This is a genomic window from Pseudomonas lijiangensis (assembly GCF_018968705.1).
Taxonomy (GTDB): domain Bacteria; phylum Pseudomonadota; class Gammaproteobacteria; order Pseudomonadales; family Pseudomonadaceae; genus Aquipseudomonas; species Aquipseudomonas lijiangensis.
This window is the reverse complement of the sequence record NZ_CP076668.1, coordinates 3,580,265-3,601,731: the sequence shown is the minus strand read 5'-3', so window position 1 is coordinate 3,601,731 and position 21,467 is coordinate 3,580,265. Positions and strand designations below refer to the sequence as shown.

The following is a 21,467-nucleotide window of genomic DNA, read 5'->3' as shown; positions in this document are numbered from 1 at the left end:
CATGGAGAAGTCTGCAGCAGAACGTATTGCCCAGCGTTTCGTCGGCCTGCCTGTGGAGCAGCGCCGCCAGATCCTCACAAAGATGAGCGAGACCGGGCAGAGCTTCAGGTTGTTGCCCATCGCGGTGACCCGCCATGACCTGCCACGCATTCCGTTGTCCTACGCCCAGCAGCGCATGCTGTTCCTCTGGCAACTGGAGCCGGGCAATATCGCCTACAACGTGCCGCTGGCTGTGCGCCTGAACGGCCAGCTGGACGAGCGCGCCCTGGCGCAGGCCCTTGAGCGGCTGGTGCAGCGCCATGAAACCCTGCGCACCCGGTTCGTGTCGGTGGAGGGCGAGTTTCATCAGGAGATTCTTGAGCAGGCGAGCGTGGCGCTGGAAGTCGCCCAGGCCAGCTCCGACGACATCGAAGCCCAGGTCAAAGCCGAGCTGCAGACGCCTTTCGACCTGCTGAGCGGCACGCTGCTGCGGGTGAAGCTGTTCCGCCTGAACGACGCCGAACATGTGCTGACCGTGTGCATGCATCATGTGGTGTCCGATGGCTGGTCGGGGGAGTTGTTGATTCGCGAGTTCGTCCAGCTCTATCAGGCGCAGGTTGCAGGTCTGCCCGCGCAACTGCCGCCGCTGGCGATTCAATACGCCGACTACGCCATCTGGCAGCGCGCCTGGCTGGAAGCCGGGGAGGGCGAGCGCCAACTGGAATACTGGAAGCAGCAACTGGGCGCCGAGCACCCGCTGCTGGAATTGCCGCTGGACCATGAGCGGCCGGTTCAACCGAGCTACCGCGGCGCCATTGTGCGTGCCGATCTGCCGGAAAACCTGTCCACCCAACTCAAGACCCTGGCGCGCAACAACGGCCAGACTGTCTTTATGCTGACCCTGGCTGCGCTGTCGGTGGTGCTGTCGCGCTACAGCGGACAGGCCGATATCCGCATCGGCGCGCCCAATGCCGGTCGTACCCGCCGCGAGCTGGAAGGCCTGATCGGTTTCTTCATCAATACCCAGGTGCTGCGCATTCAGGTGGATGAGCGCCAGACTTTTGCCGAGCTGCTGAATCAGGTGAAAGATGTGGTGATGGGCGCGCAGTCCCATCAGGAGCTGCCGTTCGAGCATCTGGTGGACGCCTTGGCACCCGAGCGCAATCTGGGCCACAACCCGCTGTTCCAGTTCAAGATCAACCAGCATGTGTTTGCCGGTGACGAAGGCGAGAGCGGTACGGCCGTGGCCGGGCTGACGGTGGCCGAATTCCCGGTGGGCGGTGGTGATGCACGTTTCGATCTGGCCTATGACTTCACCGATACCCCGTCGGGACTGCGTGGCTATTTCACCTACGCCACCGACCTGTTCGAGGCCTCGACCATCGAGCGTATCGCGGCCTCCTTGCAGGAGGTGCTGGAAGCGCTGGTGGCGCATTCCGGTGAGCGTCTGGCGGATCATCCGCTGGCCGTTGCCACTCCGGTTGCCTCACAGGCCTGGGATTTCGACAGCTTCGACTTCCTGAGCCTGTGGCAAAAAGGCTTGCAGGCCGGGCAGGGCAAGCCTGCACTGCGCGTGGGCCAGCAGGTGCTGAGTTATAACGAGCTGGAACAGCGCTCCAGCCAGTTCGCCCGTTATCTGCAAGGTGAAGGCATTGCCGTGGGCATGACCGTGGCGCTGTGTCAGGACCGTTCCGTGGAGTGGGTGGTCAGCCTGTTGGCGGTGTTGAAACTGGGAGCGGTGTACCTGCCGCTGGACACCGCGCAACCGGCCGAACGCTTGCAGCAACTGGCCAGGGACAGCGGCGCAGTGCTGCTGATCCATGCCCGTGGTGATGACAAGGCGGCCGGTCTGGGTGTCTGCCCGGTGCTGGCCTATGACGCCAGCCTGTGGGCCGATATCGATACCAGCCCGCTGAATACTCAAGTGCTGCCGGAGCAGCCGGCCTACATCATCTACACCTCCGGCTCCACCGGGCAGCCCAAGGGCGTGGTCATCAGCCATGGCGCGCTGGCCAACTACCTGCAAGGCGTGCTCCAGCGTCTTTCCCTGAGCGCCGAGGCGAGCATGGCCATGGTTTCCACCGTGGCTGCCGACCTGGGTCATACCCTGTTGTTCGGCGCCCTGGCCTCCGGTCGCCAACTGCACTTGCTGTCCCATGAACAGGCCTTCGATCCTGATGGTTTCGCCGCGTACATGGCCGAGCATCAGGTGGAAGTGCTGAAGATCGTGCCGAGCCATCTGCAAGGCCTGTTGCAGGCGGCTCGCTCGTCCGATGTGCTGCCGAGCCAGTTGCTGATTCTGGGCGGCGAGGCCAGTTCCTGGGCCTTGATCGAACAGATCAGGAGCCTCAAGCCGGGTTGCCGGATCGTCAACCACTACGGTCCGACCGAAACCACGGTGGGCATCCTGACTCATGAAGTGCAGGAAAAACTGGAGGCCTGCCGCACTGTGCCGGTGGGGCAACCTCTGGCCAATGGCAAGGCGCGGGTGCTGGATGCCTGGCTCAACCCCATGGCCGAGCGGGTAGCCGGTGAGTTGTACCTGGGTGGCCACGGTCTGGCCCAGGGCTATCTGGGCCGCGCCGCCATGACTGCCGAACGTTTTGTGCCGGACCCTGAAGGCGATGGCGAACGTCTGTACCGTGCCGGTGACCGTGCGCGCCGGGTCGACGGCCTGCTGGAATACCTGGGACGTGCCGACGATCAGGTGAAGATTCGCGGCTATCGGGTCGAGCCGGGTGAGGTCGGTCAGGTGCTGCAAGCGCTGGATGGCGTGGCCGAAGCCGTGGTGCTGGCCCTGCCGCTGGAAAGCGATGAGTCCCGTCTGCAACTGGTGGCTTACTGCGTGGCAGCGGCAGGCACGACGACTTCGGTCGACACCCTGCGCGAGCAACTGACCGCCAGCCTGCCGGAATACCTGGTGCCTGCGCAGTTTGTGGTGCTGGAGCGTTTGCCGCTGACCGCCAACGGCAAGCTGGACAAGCGTGCCTTGCCCAAGCCAGGCGTGGTCAAACAGCGTTACACGGCACCGGTGGGCGAGATCGAGGAAAAGCTCGCGGCGGTGTGGGCCGATGTACTCAAACTGGAGAAAGTCGGCACCACCGATAACTTCTTCGAACTGGGTGGCGACTCGATTCTCAGCCTGCAAATCATCGCCCGCGCCAAGCGCCAGGGCCTCAAGCTGAGCCCCAAGCAACTGTTCGAGAAACAGACCATCGCCCAGCTGGCGACGGTGGCCAAACTGATTCAGAAGAAGCCCGCAGCAGTCGTTGAGCAGGTAAGCGGCAACTTGCCGTTGCTGCCGATTCAGGCGCGTTTCTTCGAGATGAACATTCCCGAGCGCCATCATTGGAACCAGTCGGTGATGCTCAAGCCCAATAGCCCGCTGGAAGCCAGCCATCTGCTGGCAGCCTTGCAGGCTCTGATCGAACAGCATGACGCTCTGCGCCTGGGCTTTGCCCAACAGGATGGCCAGTGGCAGGCGACCTTCGGGCCGCTGTCCACCCGTGATCTGCTGTGGGTGCATGAGCTGGACGATATCTCGCGCCTGACCGAACTGGCCGACGAAGCCCAGCGCAGCCTGGACTTGAAAAACGGTCCGCTGCTGCGTGCGGTGCTGGTGAGCCTGCCGCAAGGTGAGCAGCGTCTGCTGCTGGTGATCCATCACCTGGTGGTGGACGGCGTGTCGTGGCGAGTGTTGCTGGAAGACCTGCAACAGGCTTATGTCGCCCTGAACACCGGCAAGGCATTGGCATTGCCTGCCAAGACCAGTTCCCTCAAGGCCTGGGCCGAGCAGTTGCATGCTTACGCCCAAAGCCCGGCGCTGGAGTCGGAGCTGGCTTACTGGCAGGCGCAGTTGCAGGGCGTCAGCGATGCCTTGCCGAGCGATCATCCGGATGGCGGCCAGCAGCAGAAACACGCCACGTCCGTCACCACTCACCTGAACAGCGACCTGACCCGGCAACTGCTGCAGGACGCTCCGGCTGCCTATCGCACTCAGGTCAACGACCTGTTGCTCACCGCGCTGGCCCGGGTGATCAGCCGCTGGACCGGCCAGGCCAATGCCTTGATCAGACTGGAAGGTCATGGCCGTGAAGATCTCTTCGACGACATCGACCTGAGCCGTACCGTCGGCTGGTTCAGCAGCCTCTATCCGGTGAAACTCACGGCGCAGGCAAGCCTTGCCGATTCGATCATGTCGATCAAGGAACAACTGCGCGCCATCCCCAACAAGGGCATCGGTTACGGAGTATTGCGTTATCTCGGCACGGAACCTGTGCGCCAGAGCCTGCAACAACTGGCTCAGGGCAGCATCGTCTTCAATTATCTGGGCCAGTTCGATGGCAGTTTCGATGCCAGGGATGCGCTGTTTGCGCCGTCGGGTGAAAGCAGTGGCGCATCCCAGAGCCGGGAAGCACCGCTGGCGGCCCCGATCAGCATCAATGGTCAGGTCTACAACGGTGAATTGCGTCTGAGCTGGAGTTTCAGTTCGGCGGTGTTCGAGGCCGATACCGTACAGCGTCTGGCCGATGAGTACGCCGGGGAATTGCAGCAACTGATCGCTCACTGCACCAGCGAAGGCGGTGCCGGTGTGACACCGTCCGACTTCCCGCTGGCCCGCTTGAACCAGAAGCAACTGGGTCGCCTGTCGATCAATCCTCGTGACATCGAAGACATCTATCCGCTGTCGCCGATGCAGCAAGGCATGCTGTTCCATACCCTGTTCGAGGAAGAAGCGGGCAACTACATCAACCAGATGCGCGTCGATGTGACCGGGCTGGATGTCGAGCGCTTCCGGGCGGCGTGGCAGGCCACGGTGGATGCTCACGAAGTGCTGCGCAGTGGCTTCGTCAGCCATCTTGAGCATTCGCTGCAAGTGGTGCAGCGCCAGGTTCTCGTGCCTTTTGTCGAACTGGATGCCCGCCATCAGCAGGCGGCGTGGCTGGATGACTGGGCGCAGGCCGATCGGCAAAAGGGCTTCGATCTGACTCAGGGTCCGCTGTTGCGTCTGGCGGTATTGCGAACAGGCGACAACACCCATCATCTGATCTACACCAGCCATCACATTCTCATGGACGGCTGGAGCAGTTCGCGCCTGCTGGGTGAAGTGCTGCAACGCTACAGCGGCCAGCCGATGCCCCAGCAGAGCAGCCGTTATCGCGATTACATCGAATGGCTGCAACGCCAGGATGCCCAGGCCAGCGAGGGTTTCTGGACCGCACAGGTGGCCGAGCTGGACGAGCCGACCCGGCTGGCTCAGGCCCTTAAATCCAGTGGCAGTGGCCAGGGGCACGGCGATTACTTCCAGTCGATCGATGCGGCCAGCACTCAACGGCTGAGCGATTTTGCCCGCGAGCAGCGCGTGACCCTCAATACGCTGGTGCAATCGGCCTGGTTGCTGCTGTTGCAGCGCTACACCGGGCAGTCCAGCGTGACCTTCGGGGCGACCGTGGCAGGGCGTCCGGCAGATTTGCCGGGTGTCGAAGAGCAGCTTGGCCTGTTCATCAATACCTTGCCGGTCATTGCCAGTCCTCGCCCCGAGCAGTCGGTGGCGGACTGGGTGCAGCAGGTGCAGGACAAGAACATTGCCCTGCGCGAGTACGAGCACACGCCGCTGTACGAAATCCAGCGTCTGGCCGGCAGCGGTGGCGAAGCGCTGTTCGACAACATTCTGGTGTTCGAGAACTACCCGGTGTCCGAAGCCCTGCAACAGGCTTCGCCGGACGGTCTGGCCTTCAGCGGCCTGAACAACCAGGAGCAGACTCATTACCCGCTGACTTTGGTAGTGAATCTGGGCGAAACCCTGTCCCTGCGCCTGAGCTACGCCCGTCAGCACTTCAGTGAAGACGTGGTGACGCAACTGGCCAACCATTTCCAGCACCTGCTTCAGGCACTGGTTCGTGATCCGGCTGCCGCCATCGGTGAGTTGCCGTTGTTGAATGAACAGGAGCAGCACCAGATTCTGCGGGAATGGAACGCGACCTCTGCCGGGTTCCCGGGCGAGCAGTGCATTCAGACCCTGATCGAAGCTCAGGTACTGGCGACCCCCGATGCCCCGGTGCTGGCTTTCGGCAATCAGCAGATGAGCTACGGGCAACTCAATGCCCGCGCCAACCAGTTGGCCCACAAGCTGCGCGAATCAGGTATCGGCCCGGATGCGCTGGTGGGGATCTGCATCGAGCGCAGTCTGGAACTGGTGATCGGCCTGCTGGCGATTCTCAAGGCCGGTGGCGCCTATGTGCCGCTGGACCCGGATTATCCGCAGGATCGACTGGCCTATATGCTGGATGACAGCGGCATTGGCCTGTTGCTGACCCAGACGTCGCTGCTACAAGGCCTGCCGGTACCTGCTCATGTACAAACCTTGTGTCTGGATCAGGAAGGCGACTGGCTGGAGGCTTACAGCCAGGACAACCCGGTCAACCTTACCCAGCCGCAAAACCTGGCGTATGTGATCTACACCTCGGGCTCCACGGGTAAGCCCAAGGGTGCGGGCAACAGCCATCTGGCTCTGGTCAACCGCCTGCACTGGATGCAGAAAGCCTACGGGCTGGATGCCAGCGATACCGTATTGCAGAAGACGCCGTTCAGCTTCGATGTGTCGGTCTGGGAATTCTTCTGGCCGCTGCTCACCGGCGCACGTCTGGCCATCGCCATGCCGGGCGATCATCGGGACCCCGAACGTCTGGTGCAGACCATTGCCCAGCACAAGGTCACGACGCTGCACTTCGTGCCTTCGATGCTCCAGGCTTTCATGACCCATGAACAGGTGGAAAGCTGCCGAAGCCTGCGCCGTGTGGTGTGCAGTGGCGAGGCCTTGCCTGCGGAGCTGGCGTCGCAAGTGCTCAAGCGTTTGCCTCAGGCCGGTCTGTTCAACCTGTATGGCCCCACTGAAGCCGCCATCGACGTGACCCACTGGACCTGCACGCCGGACGATACCCTGAGCGTGCCGATCGGTCGGCCTATCGATAACCTCAAGACGCATATTCTCGATGACGGCCTGCTACCGGCTGCCCGTGGAGCTGCGGCCGAACTGTATCTGGGTGGTGTGGGTCTGGCGCGTGGTTATCACCAGCGGGCTGCACTGACTGCCGAACGCTTCGTGCCCGATCCGTTCTCGACGGATGGCGGTCGTCTGTATCGCACCGGCGACCTGGCGCGTTACAGCGACGACGGGGTGATCGACTATGCAGGACGCATCGACCATCAGGTCAAGATTCGCGGGCTGCGCATCGAGCTGGGTGAAATCGAGGCGCGGCTCAATGAGCATCCGGGCGTGCGCGAAGCCCATGTGATCGACGTCGACGGCCCGAACGGCAAACAGCTTGTGGCTTATTGGGTGGCGAACGATGGGGCGCAGGATGCGAATGAACTGAGGACTTGTCTCAAGGCGTTGCTGCCGGATTACATGGTGCCGACGCACTTTGTGGCCGTTGACGTCATGCCGCTGACCGCCAACGGCAAGCTGGACCGCAAGGCCTTGCCAAAACCCGATGCCAGTCAGTTGCAGCAAGGCTATGTTGCGCCGCGTACCGAACTGGAAGAACGCCTTGCCGCTCTCTGGGCCGATGTGCTGAAAGTCGAGCGCGTGGGCCTCAACGACAACTTCTTTGCCCTGGGCGGCCACTCGCTGTTGGCGGTGTCCCTGGCGGGCAGGATTCGTGAAACGTTCGATATCTCCATCAAACTCCATGACTTCCTGCTGATGCAGACCCTGGGTGAGCTGGCGGACTTCCTGCGGGCAGGCGAAGCGAAGGTCAAGTCGGCGGTGATCGCCATGAACAACTGCCAGTCCGACAAGACCCCGCTGTTCTGCCTGCCACCGGGTGGTGGCGGCACCTACTCCTATTACCCGCTGGCTGGCAGGTTGAGCGAAGACAGGCCGGTGTATGGCCTGGTCAACAAGGCCTATGTGGTGCCGGGCTGGTTCGACAGGTCGTGGGAGGAAATGGTCGATTACTTCGTCGAACAGATCAGACTCACCCAGCCTGTCGGGCCATACAACCTGCTGGGCTGGTCCCTGGGCGGAGCCCTGGCCATCGATGTCGCCCATATTCTGGAGCGTGATGGCGACAAGGTGAGTTTCCTGGCGCTGGTGGATTCGATGCTGCCGGCTTCGGCAGGCCTGAGCTGGATCGAGGAAGACCCTGAAGTCCGGGCGCAGAATCAGGACCAGAACCTGTTCCAGAGCCTGATCCAGAGTCTGGTGGCCTTCGTGCCGGGGCTGGCCCGTGAGCGAGTCATGGAGCTGATCGCAAGCGCCAGGGTATCGCTCAAGGACGAGCGTGAAATCGCCGACCGGGTGATCGAGCAGGTTGCCCGGGATGCCGATATCAGCGTCGAAAGCCTGCGCAACGTCTTCCAGGACATTGCCATCCAGGACGAAATCGAAACCGGCTACAAACTGCTGCACGCCAATGCCGTACTGGCCGAAGCCTTCACTCTCAAGAAGCTCGACGTGAAAGTGGACTGCTGGTGGGCAGGACAAAGCCGCGAACCGGACCAGATCCTCAAGGCACAGGCGGTGGTAGCGGAACAGTGCTCGGTAAACGGACTGCGTTCCTCAACCACCATTCAGGAGCGACATGACAATGTGGTGATTGCGGAGGGTTTTCTGGAAAGCGTTGTGGAAAGTTTGAGGGGGGAATGAGGTTTTGAGCTGCAAGCTGCAAGCCGCAAGCCGCAAGCTTCAAGTCAAAAGCTTGTAGCTTGCCGCTTGCCGCCTCCGGCGGCCCCCTAAAACTCCCCGCGCAAGGTCAGCACATAATTGCGTGGGTCGCCGTAGTAGTTGCCTCGGTCCACGTCCCCGGTCGCCTTGTAATACTTGCGATCCAGCAGGTTGTTGCCGTTGAGGGCCACGCTCCAGTGTTCGTCGATTTTCCAGGAGGCTCTGGCGTCCCAGATGGCGCGGCCGGGGTTTCTGATTTGGGCTGAGGATTCGATTTCCGAATAGCCGCTCTGGGCCGAAACCCCTGCGCCCAGGGTCAGGCGATTCCAGGCGCCGGGCAGGGTGTAGTTGCCGGTCATGCGAAACAGGTGCCGGGGTGTTTCTGCCGATATGGACTGGCCGTCGCTGCCACGGGTCATGTTGAAGGTGTAGCCCGCCACGGTTTGCAGGCCGGGCAGGGGCTCGCCGCTGGCTTCGATTTCAAACCCTTTGCTGCGGCGGATGTTGCCGTTCAGGTAGCAGGTCCCGTAGATGTCGTTTATCAGGCATTCGCCAGGGTTGGCGCTGTCTTCCACGGCCACATCCTTCTGCTTGACGTAAAACATCGCAAAGGAAAGGTTCAGGCGTTGGTCGAAAAGCTCGCCCTTGATACCGGTTTCGTAGTTTGCGCCGATGGCCGGTTTCAGCAGGTTGCCATCAGCATCCCGGTACACGCTTTGCGGCAGGAAGATATCGGTGTAACTGGCGTACAGCGACCAGTCCGGATTCAGGTCGTAGATCGTGCCTATAAAGGGTGTGAGTTGATGTTGCTCTATGGATTTGCGAGTGACGCCCGCCGTCTGGGTCTGGTAGTCGTACCAGCTGAGGCGGCCGCCCATGACCAGACTCAACGACTCCGACAGATGCAGGCGCAGATTGGCGTAGGTACCGTAGCGTTTGTCACTGAAGTCGGTGATGGAGGTCCACTCGGGCTGGGCCGGTTCGGCAATCAGGTGGCTATCGGGGGCGAATACATCGATGGGCTGGTTGGAGGTGACATTGGCTTGTCTGGACTTGCGTGTCTGTTCCGACCAGTTGCCGCCGAAGGTCAACTGGTGTTCCAGGCCGAACGCCTCGAAATGGCCGTCCATGTGCGCATCGAAACCCGTGCTTTGCAATTGGTCGGAGCGGAACAGGGTTCGGGCGATACGGGAGCCGGTCAGTGTCGCCGGATCAATGGCGCCCTGGGCATAGGCCACTTTCTGCTCGAACGAACCCGTTGAATGGGTGGCAGACAGTGTGCCCGACCAGTTCTCGCTGAAGTGATGGTCCAGTTCCGTGAACACTTCGTCCGTGCGGGTCTGGTGACGGTTCCAGTCCTGGGCCAGGGAAGTCGAGCGTGGCACGTCCAGGGCACTGCCATCGCTGTAGCGGGGCAGGCCGAAGATGGTGAAGCCTTTGATATCGGCTTCCTGACGACGCACGCCAACAGCCAGGGTGGTGTCGTCATTCAGGTCGGCTTCGAGGATGCCGTACAGCAGCGGGGCGGATTTGCTGAGGCCATCGATAAAGTAGTCACGATCGGAATAGGACGCCACGAAGCGGCCCCGGATGCTGCCCGAATCGTTCAGCTTGCTGCTGCCGTCCAGATCCACCCGGTTGTTGTTCCAGGTGCCGGTGCGGGTGGTGATCGAAAACTGCGGTAGGGCGGTCGGGCGCTTGCGTACAAGATTGACCGTGCCGCCGGGGTTGCCTGCGCCGATCAGCAGTCCGGCAGCACCTCGCAGGATTTCCACCCGGTCGTAGATTTCCATATCGGGCGTCATCCAGCCGGTCACGCTGTAGCCCTGGCCCGAGATGCCGTCGATGGTGTAGCTCTCGTCTTCCATGGCAAAGCCGCGGGAACTGAACACATGGGAGCCGAAATTGCGCTGGGAAAAGGTGACGCCGGTTGCCTGGGCCATCACGTCTTCCAGGCTGTAGAGGTTCTTGTCGTTCATCAACTGGCGGGTCACGACGCTGACCGATTGCGGAATTTCACGCAGGGACCGGGCGCTTTTGGTGATGCTCACCGCGGATGTGGTGTAGGAGCCCGAGCCTTCGGTGGTCAGGCCTGACGGTGGTGCCTGGATCGACAGCGGCTTGAGGCTGACCGCTGGCACAGGGGCCGTCAGTGTCAGGGTGTTGTTCTCTAGGCTGTAAGGTACGCGGACCTGATCGAGCAGGTTGCGGGCTGCCTGTTCAGGGGTGAACCTGCCACGCACGGCCTGGCTGCTTTTGCCCTTGATATCGTCCGGGTTGTACAGCACTTGCAGATCGCCCTGGCGCCCCAGTTCATTCAAGGCGCTGTTCAGGGGCTGGGCGGGGATATCGAACTCCATTTCCTGGGCCAGGGCCTCGCCCTTGAATGCCATCAGCAACGCAAGCCCCACCACCTGCATTGCAGGCAGCCGTATCGGCAGTGAAGGGCGGGTGCGTGATCGCATAATGATGGCTCTTTGATCGGTAACGCAGGGTAAACCATACGGATGTAGGGGGCACGGCCTCCGGTCATCCTTTACCAGACTGTGGGCGGTTTTACAGCGTGACTCATAAAGAATCGATACGAATGAGGTCGGAATTAATTTAGTGATTTCCTCAATAAAAAAGACCAGAGGTTGCCCCCTGGTCTTTTTGTGGTGCCCTGCGGATCGATTCATCCGCAGATAGTGAGCGGGATCAGAAGTCGCCGCGCAAGGTCAGGACGTAGCTGCGTGGTTCGCCGTAGACGTTGGAACGATCCAGTGCCACGGCAGTGGTGTAGTACTTGCGATCGAACAGGTTGTCGGCGTTCAGAGCGACGGTCCAGTGCTCGTCGAGTTTCCAGGAGGCGCGTGCATCCCAGATGGCGCGGCCTGAAACACCCAGCTGATTGTTGGACGGGACGCTGTAGCCGGAATCCGCCGATACCCCAGCGCCCAGGGTCAGACGGTTCCAGGCGCCCGGCAGGTTGTAGCTGGTGTTCAGGCGCAGCATGTGTTTCGGTGTTTCGTAGGCGACTTCCATATCGGAACTGTTTGCCAACCGGTTGAAGGTGTAACCGCCAAAGACCTGCAGGCCCGGCAGTACTTCACCGCTGGCTTCGATATCGATGCCTTTGCTGCGCTTGATGCCGCCCTGGATGTAGCAGGTGTTGTCAGAGCCGCCCGGGCATGGGTCCGTAGCCAAAAGATCTTCGTAGGCAACGTCTTTCTGCTTGATATAGAACAGGGCCATCGACAGGTTCATACGCTTGTCGAACAGCTCGCCCTTGATACCGGTTTCGTAGTTGGAGCCAACAGCCGGGTCCAGTGGTGTGCCGCCGACCTGCCTGTAGGCGGCTTGCGGAGTGAAAATGTCCGCATAGCTGGCGTACCAGGACCAGTTTTCATTGATGTCGTAGATCAGGCCTGCGAACGGGGTAAATTCCTGAGTCTGTTTGGAGTTATAGGAAAGGGCCGGGCCATATTTGGCGTTGTAGTCATACTCGAACCAGCTCAAGCGCCCGCCCAGCACGAGGCTCAACGGCTCGCTCAGGTGGATGCGGGTATTGGCGTAGAGGCCTGCCCTCTCTTCGGTCGAGACGTAATCGCTTGTCCAGGCTGGACGTGCCGGTTTTGCAAGTGCGCTGGTATCGACATCAAAGACATTGACTGCAGAACCCATTGTTGGCGAGACACTTTTGGTGTCGGCTCTCTGCCTCGACCAGTCGGCCCCCAAAGTGACCTGATGGGACAGGCCGAAGGCGTCGAACTTGCCTTCCAGCTGGCTGTTCAGGCCCAGGCTGTTGACTTCATCGTTGCGGAACAGGGTTCTGCGGAAAGTGGAGCCGGTCAGCGTTGTCGGGTTAATGGCCCCTTGTGCATAGGCAATGACCTGCTCGAATCCACCTTCGGAGTAGGTCAGGGAAGTCTTGTTGAGCCAGTTCTCGTTGAAGCGATGCTCGACTTCAAAGAAGGCTTCGGTCATGTCGGTTTCGAGACGGTTCCATTTGGGAGCCAGGTTCGTCGAACGCGACAAGTCCAGCGACTGCCCGTTGCTGTAGCGCGGCAGGCCGTAGATGGAGTAACCGTTGATGACCTTTTCCTGGCGACGCAGGCTCATGGTCAGGGTGGTGTCGTCGGTCACGTCGGCTTCGAGGATGCCGTACAGCAGCGGCGTGCGGCTGTTGCGGTTATCCAGGTACGAGCCATTGTCTTCATAGGCGGCCACCATGCGGCCACGGACGGTGCCCGAATCGTTGAGCTTGCCGCTGCCATCCAGATCGACACGGTACTGATCCCATGAACCGGCGCGGGTCGTGATCGAGAATTTGTTCTCGGCGGTCGGGCGTTTGCGAACCAGATTCACCGCACCACCGGGTTGGCCGGCACCCACCAGCAGCCCTGAAGCACCGCGCAGCACTTCCACGCGGTCATAGATCGCCATGTCCGGCTGCATCCAGCCGGTGATCTGGTAGCCCTGACCGCCAATGCCATCGACCAGGAAGCTTTCCGCCAGCAGCGAGAAGCCACGGGAGGTGTACACGTGGCCACCGAAGTTACGGTACTGGAAGCTGATGCCGGGGGTGTCTTCCAGCACTTCGCTCAGGCTGGTGAGGTTGTTGTCGTCCATGACCTGACGGGTCATGACGGTCACCGACTGCGGCGTTTCCCGCAGCGATTGCGCCGCGCCCTTGCCGATAGTGGTGGCGCCGGTGGTGTAGGAGCCTGTGCCGTCAGTGGCGGTGCCCAGATACTGGGAGTCAATCGCGGTCGGCGCCAGATTGATGGCCGCCGATGCTTCCTGCGCACTCAGGGTCAGGGCGTTGCCTTGCAGGCTGTAGGTCAGGCCTGCTCCGGCCAGCAGTTTCCCCGCTGCCTGTGCCGGAGTGAACTTGCCCTGTACGGCACCGCTGGTCTTGCCTTGTACATCCGTCGGGCTGTAGGCCACACGCAGATTGCCCTGGCGTTCCAGTTGACTCAGGGCACTGCTCAGCGGTTGAGCCGGAATATTGAACTCGATTTCCTGGGCCTGTACCTGAGCGGCCATGGGCATGCTGAGCGCCAGACCGATTGCTGCCATGGCAGGTCTTGAGCGAAACATCCGGCTGATCAACAAGGCCTTGCTGAGAGGGGTGAGTCGTGACGGTGTGTACATGAAGTGGCTCTTTCTAGTTGGTATTGGCAAGGAGATAAAGAGCGTCGTTCAGGCCTGTCCGGATGCTGAGTCCGGACAGATGCTGCTCGACTTTTACTGGGAGCCAGGCTGACGGCAGATGCCCGCGCAGGTGTGCTGTTAAAGAGAACGAAAATGGCTCTCAGTTATTTAATGAATTTTTCACATGTGCCCGAAAAAAGATGGCGCAAGGCTATCGGTGGTGAGGAGGTGGCTGACTCATGGGCAAAAAGAAGCCCCGCTCGCGGTATGAACCGGGCGGGGCTCGGGCATTGATAACAGGCTGTATTCAGGCGGATACCGGCTGGGCTTGTACCTGCTCCACCTCGATCCTGCCGGCCTGCATGCGCACCAGTTGATCGGCAATCGGGAAATACCGGTCATCGTGGGAGATGACGATGATGGTCTTGCCCTGCTGTTTGAGTTCGGGCAACAGCTCGGTGTAGAACACGCGGCGGAAAGCCGGGTCCTGATCGGCTGCCCATTCGTCGAACACCAGCACCTGACGTTCATCCAGCCAGGCATTGATCAGGGCCAGACGCTTGCGTTGACCGGTGGACAGGTCGGTGGTGGTGAACGCGCCATCTCGAATGCTGACCTTATGGGCAATGTCCAGGCGCTCCAGGTACTTGCCCGCATCGGCAGGCAGTCGGGCTTCGCCTTGCAGCGGTTCGTCGAACAGGTGGTAGTCGGCAAAGATGGTGGTGAACAGCTGGCGATAGTCGTCCAGCTCTTCTGGCGTGACTGCCTTGCCGTTGAGGCGGATTTCCCCTTGTCGTGGGGTGTAAAGGCCCAGCAGCAGCTTGATGAGAGTGGTCTTGCCGCAGCCGTTTTCACCGACGATGAACACGATATCGCCCTGTTTGATGCTCAGGTTGACCGGGCCGAGATGGAAGGACTCGCTGCCTTCCACTGGCGGATAGTCATAGCGCAACTGATGCAGTTCCAGGGTCTGCATGCTCGCCAGGGTGTTGGGACGGTCGCTGACCAGCAGGTGTGGCTCGGGGCTGGAGAACTTCCACGACAGTTCGGCGATGCGGCGCATGGCGATCTGTGCGCGACTGATACCGGGCAGGGCGGTGATCAGGCGCTCCAGCGGGCCTTTCATATACAGCATGACCAGCACGAAACCGCCCAGCACGGTCTTTTCGGTACTCGGCCACAGCGCCTGAAAGGCAATGGCGATGCCGATGACCGCGAAGAACAGCATCGAGCCGAAGGTTTCTGCGCTGACGAAAATGTTGGCGGCACGCACGTTGGAGCGGCAGATGCGCTCGGTGGCACCATGGATCTGCTCGTCGAGCATGTGCTGGCGGCGCTTGCGCTGGATGCGCAGTTCCTTGGCGCCGGCCGACAGGGCCTGATAGTGCTTCTGCAGCTCGTCTTCGCCATTGCGCGCCGCGATGATGCTGCGGGTGCCGAAATGATGAGCCAGGTACTGCGCGCCGGTGCCCAGCACCACGGTCAGGACCGTCAGTGCCAGGATCTGCCAGGACAGCAGGGCCAGATACGTCAGGCAGCCCAGGGTGACGGTGAACGAAATCACCATCGGCGCAATGGACAGCGCGAAGGTGCTGAGAGTGTTCACGTCATTGAGCAGCACCGGAATCAGGCGATGTGAACGATAACGCTCCAGTTGCTCGATGGGCGCGACCAGCACCTTGGCGGCCAGTTCGCGACGCAGGTTGGCGACCACGCGCTGGCCGACATAGTTGGTCGACAGGTTCGAGACGGTGGAGCAGGCCAGGGTCAGCACGCACAGACCGGCGAACAGCAGGGCGGTGTGGGTGTCAGGTCCGCCTGCCATGTTCATCGCGTTGTTGATGGTGGCCAGCAGGGCGGTCACGCTCAGGCCGCTGACAACCCCCAGCACCGTCGAGAGAGCCACCAGCCACCAGAATGGCTTGAGGATCCTCAGGGTTTCCCGGGCGAGGCTTTCTGATTTGGGCGTCATGCTCTTGTCTCGTTAGTGTCCGTTGTAGCGGTAATGCCGATCAGTAAAGGTGTACACAAAACCTGTGGGAGGCAGCTTGCTGGCGAAAAAGGCCTGAAAACTGGCAGATATTCTGCGTCTGTACGCTGAAGTCGCCAGCAAGCTGCCTCCCACACATTGACCTTGTCTGATCGGCATTGCGTTGTGAAAGCGTCAGAGTTCGCGGGCGACCCGAAAGCCCAGCCAGTCGCCGCGCACATCGGGCTTGCGGCTGTTGCGGTTGCCGGAGCGGGAGAAGATCGGCGCTTCGGTCCAGTCGTTGCCGCGAATCATCTTCCAGCTGCAATCACCGGCCAGCCATGCGCTGCCATCGGTGGGTGCGCCGTTGTAGTTGCTGGTTTCGCAATCGGCGGTCCATTCGTAGACATTGCCGTGGGCGTCATAGATGCCGAAGTCATTGGGGCTGTAGCTGCCGGCCGGGGCCGTGACGCTGAAACCATCTTCCGGGCCATAGGTATTGGCATGTTTGGCGATGCTGTATTGCTTGCCTTCATCCATAGGGAAGGGGAACGGTCCGGTGCTGCCGCCACGGGCTGCATACTCGCGCTCGGCCTCGCTGACCAGTCGGTAGGATTTGCCGGTCTTCTTCGAGAGCCATGCGGCATAGGCCTTGGCTTCGTTCCAGTCCATGCACACCGCTGGCTGGCGGTCGGTCAGTGGATAGCGCGGCTGGCCAGCCTTGCACTCGCGGCCCGGACGGGTATCGCCATCGGGCATCTTGTAGCCGGTGCTTTTGATATAGGCCTTCCACTCGCCGCTCAGGACCTGAAACTGGCTGATGGCGAAGGGCTTGGCGAAGGTCACTTCATGCAGCGGGCCTTCGTCGGGCTGGCGACCGAGTTCGGATTCGGGCGCGCCCATGGTGAAGGTCCCGGCAGGCAGCACGACCATTTCCGGGCAGTCCTTGCAATCCTTGAACACCTTGCCCGGTTCGGGCGTGGCGGCCATGGCGGCTGCGGGCAACAGCGCACCCAGCAGGGCGGTGAGGGACAGGGAGGGCAGCATCTTGTTCATAACGGGCCTCAAGGCAGAAAACTGAAAACGGGGGAATGCGTCATGGACGCTGACCGAGGACGGCCAGGAAGCGGTCTATCTCGGCCTCGTTGTTGAGCAGGCCCGGAGCGGTGCGCACGACGGGGCCGATATCGCGATCCACGGCATCCACCACTATCCGGTTTTTCATCAACCAGGCGGCCACGTCGTCGCTATTGCGGTCCTTGACCCTGAAGAAGCTGAATCCCGACGACAGTTCGGGTGCCATGGGCGTGACCAGCTCGATGCCCGGCTGTTCTTTCAGGCGTTGCTTGATGTAGGTGTTGAGCTGATGAATGCGCGCCTGGACATCGGCCTTGCCCAGTTGCAGATGCAGTTCGAAAGCCTTGTCCGCCGCCCAGCGGTACTCGAAGGAGTGATAGCCGCCAGGCGTCATGATGGTGCCGAAGTTGATGGCCTCGGAAAAACTCGGGATCAGCGGAGTGACATCCTTCAATTGCTCCGAGCGGGCACAGATGATGCCGGTGCCCCGTGGGCCGAACATCCATTTGTGGGTTCCGGCGACGAAGAAGTCGCAATTCATGCTCGGGAAATCCACATCTTCGACGCCGAAGCCGTGAACGCCATCGATCACGTACAGAATGCGATCCTTCTCGTCACGGTTGCGGTTCTGTTCCTGAACCAGCGCACCGATCTCGCCAACGGGCAGTTTCACGCCGCTGCCCGATTGCACCCAGGTCATGCCCAGTACGCGGGTTTCGGGGCGAATGCTGCGGGCGATATTGCCGATGATCTCGTCGCTCGAAACCGTGGTGGAGTCCTTGAACAGGCGGATCTTGCGAACCTGAGTGCCTTCTCGCTTGTGACGTGAGTTGAGGATGTTGCGGGTGCAGAAATGTTCATGCTCGGTGGTGAGGATTTCCTGATCCGGCCGTACATGAATGCCGCCATAGATAATCGCCAGGCCCTCTGTCGTGCTGCCGGTCAGGGCGATCTGGCCGGGCTTTGCATTGAAATACTTGCCCGCCCATTCGCGCACCGCGTCTTCGCGGCGGGCGATTTCCTTCAGGTCCCAGTCCATGGCCAGGCCAGGGTTGCGGTCGATATTGGCCCGGTGCTGCTCGATGGCCTCGCGCACCGGTCTTGGGTGCGAGGTGATCAGGAAGTTGGCGAAGTGGATGTAATCCGGGTCCTGATCGAACAGCCCACGCAAGGCGGTCCACTTGTCCTTTGAGGCCGGATCGGCGCTGGCGGCCATGGCCGAAGGCAGCAGATTCGCGCCCATGGGCAGGGCGGCGGCGAGCAGGCCGGCCTGTTTGAGAAAGGTTCTGCGGTCAGTCATGAGCGGCCATACCTGAGATGTCGGTGTTCAAGTGCAAGAGGTTCATTGGCTGGCCACCGGTTTTGCCGATTTCTGCACCTGTTCCCAGACCCGCAGGAAGTTGCCGCCCCAGAGCTTGGCAATGTCGGCCTCGGCATAGCCGCGCTCGATCAGCTCGGCAGTCACGTTGCGGATTTCGCTGACATCCTTGAAGCCGTCCACGCCGCCGCCATCGTTGAAGTCGGAGCTGATGCCCACATGATCGATGCCGATCTTCTTCACCGTGTAGTCGATGGCATTGACGAAATCCTTGACGGTGGCCTTGGGCTCTTCTTCGAGGATGGCGTACAGCTTGCTGGCGTAAGCGCCGAAGCGTTGCTCGGGCCAGACAGTAATGATGGCGTCGCCGGGCATCAGGGCCATGGCCAGGTTCGGCAGCGGCGGCAGGTCAAAGTCCTTGCGCAGCTTGTTGAGCTTGTCCTGGGTCTTCTGGGTCAAGGGTTTCAGGTAGGCGGGGAACGCCACGACCTGCACCACGCCGCCGCTCCGTTTGATGATCTGCAACTCTTCGTCGCTCAGGTTGCGGGGGATGTCCACCAGCGCCCGCGGTGCGGAGTGCGACGCGACGATGGGCGTGCGGCTCAGCTGGCTGACCTGTTCCAGGCCTTTGGTCGACATCTGCGACACGTCGATGATCACGCCCAGATCGTTCAGGCGGTGCACGGCCTGCTTGCCGATATCGGACAGGCCGCCCAGCGGGTCCTGGGAATCATTGAAGAACGGCAGGGGCCTTGAGGAGTCGGCCCAACTGTTGTTGCCCACATAACTGAAGCCGAACATGCGCATGCCGCGTGCAGTCCACTGGTCCAGCAAATTGATGTCGTTGCCCAGTGGATAGGCGTTGAGCATGCTGATGAAAATCGCGAACTTGCCTTCACCGTGCAGGCGGCGCATGTCATCCGGGGTGTAGGCAATGCCGACCTGGTTCGGGAAGTCGCGGACCATGCCGGTGATGATTTTGTAGCGCACTTCCTGCTGATGGCGCGCTTCGTCCACAAAGCCCGGTGTCGGGCGATGGGGGGCATTGGGGCCGTTCCAGATTTCCGGCCAGCCGAACACCGTCAGTGCCGCACCCGACAAGCGTCCGCGAGCGGTCTTCACCAGATCGAATTGCCCGGAGCCGTCCTTGTCCGCTTCGTTGCGTTCGCTGCCGAACTTCAGGGGCACAGTGATGTGGCTGTCGAAGGAAATGATCCGTTCCTGCAGCTCTTCGGCCTGTTTCATCACCTTGACCGGGTAACCCGATGGCGACCAGTAATTCCAGGCCAGCCAGCCTGCGCCGGCACTGATTGCCAGAGCCAGGGGCAGGCCAATGAAAAGAGCCTTTTTCCAACGCGGTTTTGTCATTGCCATCTCTATTCCGGTTCGCCGTTCAGAAGCAGGCACAAGGGCCTTTGCTATCTGGGGAGAACGAGCGGATGGCGGAAAAATTTAACGCGGATGCCGTTCGCGGTCCTTGCCCTAAATTTCTGCATCGATGTTACGTCCTAGCTGGGATAAACGCCGTTTTGGGGCAACAGGTAGTGCAATGACGATTTCTCGACGAGGGTTTATAGCGGGCCTGGCGCTCACCGGTGCTGCGGTACCGGCTGCTTATTACGCACATCGCGAACTGACTCGCGTCGAAGAGCCCGTGACACCGGGGGAAGCGACAGCCGCGCCGGCCGACACCGCCACCCAGCGACTGGCCGACAAGCTGCGCGGAATATGGACTATCCGCTTCGAGGGGCGTGATGCCGGGTTGATCGGTGCGCCACTTCAAGGTCTGGAAATGTTCCTGGACATTGCCCCGCGTGGTCGTGGCCTGCGGGGTTATATCGACACCGCAGAGCGCCTGCGGGGAGAGGACGCGCCGCGTTTTCGGGTGATCGGCGATCTGCGCTCTGCCGACGCCTCGAAGCTGTATTTCCGGGTCATTGATGGCCATCTCGATAACAGCCCGCAAAGCGATGCGCCGGACTATGAGTTCAGCATGGTGCTGGATGAAGTCTGGGGCAGCTTCGGTAATGCGGGCAGTGGCACCTTGAGCGGGCGCATCGAGCGTCTGGACCGTCCGCTGGCACTGCCCGAGCTGGAAAACCGCTTTATCGCCACCAAGCAGATTTTTCCCGAAGCCCGGGATCGCATCGGGCTGACGCCGCCGTTTCTGGCTTGGCTGGTTTCCAAGGAGCATCGTCTGTTCCACCAGCTCTGGCATGCCAGTCGCGACAAGTGGCATCGCCTGCCCGAAGACAAGCGCAATGCCCTGCGCGGCATCGGCTGGCAACCCGGTCCGCGAGACAAGGAGCGCGACGCCCGTGGCGAGCACAAGGACCGCAACGGGTCGGGCATAGATTTCTTTTTCATGCATCGACACATGCTGATCCAGGCCCGGCAGTTTCAGGAGCTGCCTTCCTGGCCGCGCTTCCCCTTGCCGCAACCGGAGCTGGAGCGCGATCGCCTGGGCTTTGCCCGTTACTTCGATAATCACGATGGCTGCGCGTTGCCACCGCCCTGGCAGGCCAATGGCGATGCGGAGTACAGCCAGCTGGTCAGCGATATCAAAAGCGCCGAAACCTACAGCACGCATTTTCAGGTGTGGGAGTCCCAGTACCGGGATCCGCGTTTCCTGTCGACGCTGACCCTGGGGCAGTTCGGTTCTCAGGTCGAACTGGAGCTGCATGACTGGCTGCACATGCGCTGGGCGTCGGTGGCGCGGGACCCTTCAAACGGCGAGCCGGTGCCCATGGCCCGTGACTCGGCGGACTTCGCGGCCCGCTGGTTCGAGCCGGAAAACGACTTTCTCGCGGATCCGTTTTCTTCCCATGTGCATCCAGTGTTCTGGATGTTCCATGGCTGGATCGATGACCGCATCGACGACTGGTTCCGCGCCCATGAGCGTTTTCATCCGGGAGAAGTGAGCCGTCTCGAAGTCAATGGCGTGCCCTGGTTTGCGCCAGGTCGTTGGGTCGAGATCAGTGATCCATGGCTGGGTCCGCAGACCCATGGATGCAGCACTACGCCAGGCCTGAATGTCGGTACTACCATGGAGATGGACCCGGAGGTCATGAAGCTGGCGTTGCGCATCACCTTTGCGGCGGATGACAAACTCGGCAACCTCCTGCGCCGCGTACCGCGCCGACCGTGGTATGCGAGGAACCTGTTGCCGGAGAAGTGGTTTGGGGGGTTGTAATCCCTGATTTAAATGATGCCGATCAGTTAAGGCATGCCTGTCACTTGTGGGAGGGGCCTTGGCCGCGACAGCCAGTTTGAAGGCGCTGAAAATGTGCTGTCTGTAAGCAGGTCGTCGCGGCCAAGGC

8 protein-coding genes are annotated in these 21,467 nt (G+C 61.2%); 2 read left to right on the top strand and 6 right to left on the bottom strand.

The window, feature by feature from the left end; translation table 11 throughout:
- The first annotated feature begins 1 nt into the window (after nucleotide 1).
- Complete coding sequence (locus KQP88_RS14815) at nucleotides 2-8,629, top strand: non-ribosomal peptide synthetase (RefSeq protein ID WP_216703464.1); 8,628 nt, start codon at nucleotides 2-4, stop codon at nucleotides 8,627-8,629.
- 86 nt (nucleotides 8,630-8,715) lie between these two features.
- On the opposite strand, the gene KQP88_RS14810 is transcribed toward KQP88_RS14815, so the two are convergent.
- The 6 genes from KQP88_RS14810 to pvdM all read right to left on the bottom strand — a co-directional run bounded on the left by KQP88_RS14810 (nucleotide 8,716) and on the right by pvdM (nucleotide 19,515).
- Nucleotides 8,716-11,112: a TonB-dependent siderophore receptor gene (locus KQP88_RS14810; RefSeq protein WP_216703463.1), complete on the bottom strand. Its 2,397-nt coding sequence runs from the start codon at nucleotides 11,110-11,112 to the stop codon at nucleotides 8,716-8,718.
- A gap of 232 nt (nucleotides 11,113-11,344) precedes the next feature.
- Nucleotides 11,345-13,783 carry a TonB-dependent siderophore receptor gene (locus KQP88_RS14805; protein WP_407681807.1) on the bottom strand — a complete coding sequence of 813 codons (2,439 nt, stop codon included), beginning with the start codon at nucleotides 13,781-13,783 and terminating at the stop codon, nucleotides 11,345-11,347.
- A gap of 307 nt (nucleotides 13,784-14,090) precedes the next feature.
- Nucleotides 14,091-15,755, bottom strand: a complete 1,665-nt coding sequence (locus KQP88_RS14800; RefSeq protein ID WP_216703462.1) for a cyclic peptide export ABC transporter — start codon at nucleotides 15,753-15,755, stop codon at nucleotides 14,091-14,093.
- Nucleotides 15,756-15,947: 192 nt separating this feature from the next.
- Nucleotides 15,948-16,808, bottom strand: coding sequence for a dihydropyoverdine dehydrogenase (gene pvdO / locus KQP88_RS14795; protein WP_216703461.1), 861 nt, complete (start codon nucleotides 16,806-16,808; stop codon nucleotides 15,948-15,950).
- A gap of 40 nt (nucleotides 16,809-16,848) precedes the next feature.
- Complete coding sequence (gene pvdN, locus KQP88_RS14790) at nucleotides 16,849-18,129, bottom strand: pyoverdine-tailoring periplasmic protein PvdN (protein WP_200985869.1); 1,281 nt, start codon at nucleotides 18,127-18,129, stop codon at nucleotides 16,849-16,851.
- Nucleotides 18,130-18,171: 42 nt separating this feature from the next.
- A complete protein-coding gene (gene pvdM / locus KQP88_RS14785; protein ID WP_216703460.1) occupies nucleotides 18,172-19,515 on the bottom strand; it encodes a dipeptidase in 1,344 nt (447 codons plus the stop codon).
- Nucleotides 19,516-19,696: 181 nt separating this feature from the next.
- Between pvdM and pvdP the strand changes: the two genes are divergently transcribed.
- Nucleotides 19,697-21,340: a pyoverdine maturation tyrosinase PvdP gene (gene pvdP, locus KQP88_RS14780; protein WP_216703459.1), complete on the top strand. Its 1,644-nt coding sequence runs from the start codon at nucleotides 19,697-19,699 to the stop codon at nucleotides 21,338-21,340.
- The last annotated feature ends 127 nt before the right edge of the window (nucleotides 21,341-21,467 follow it).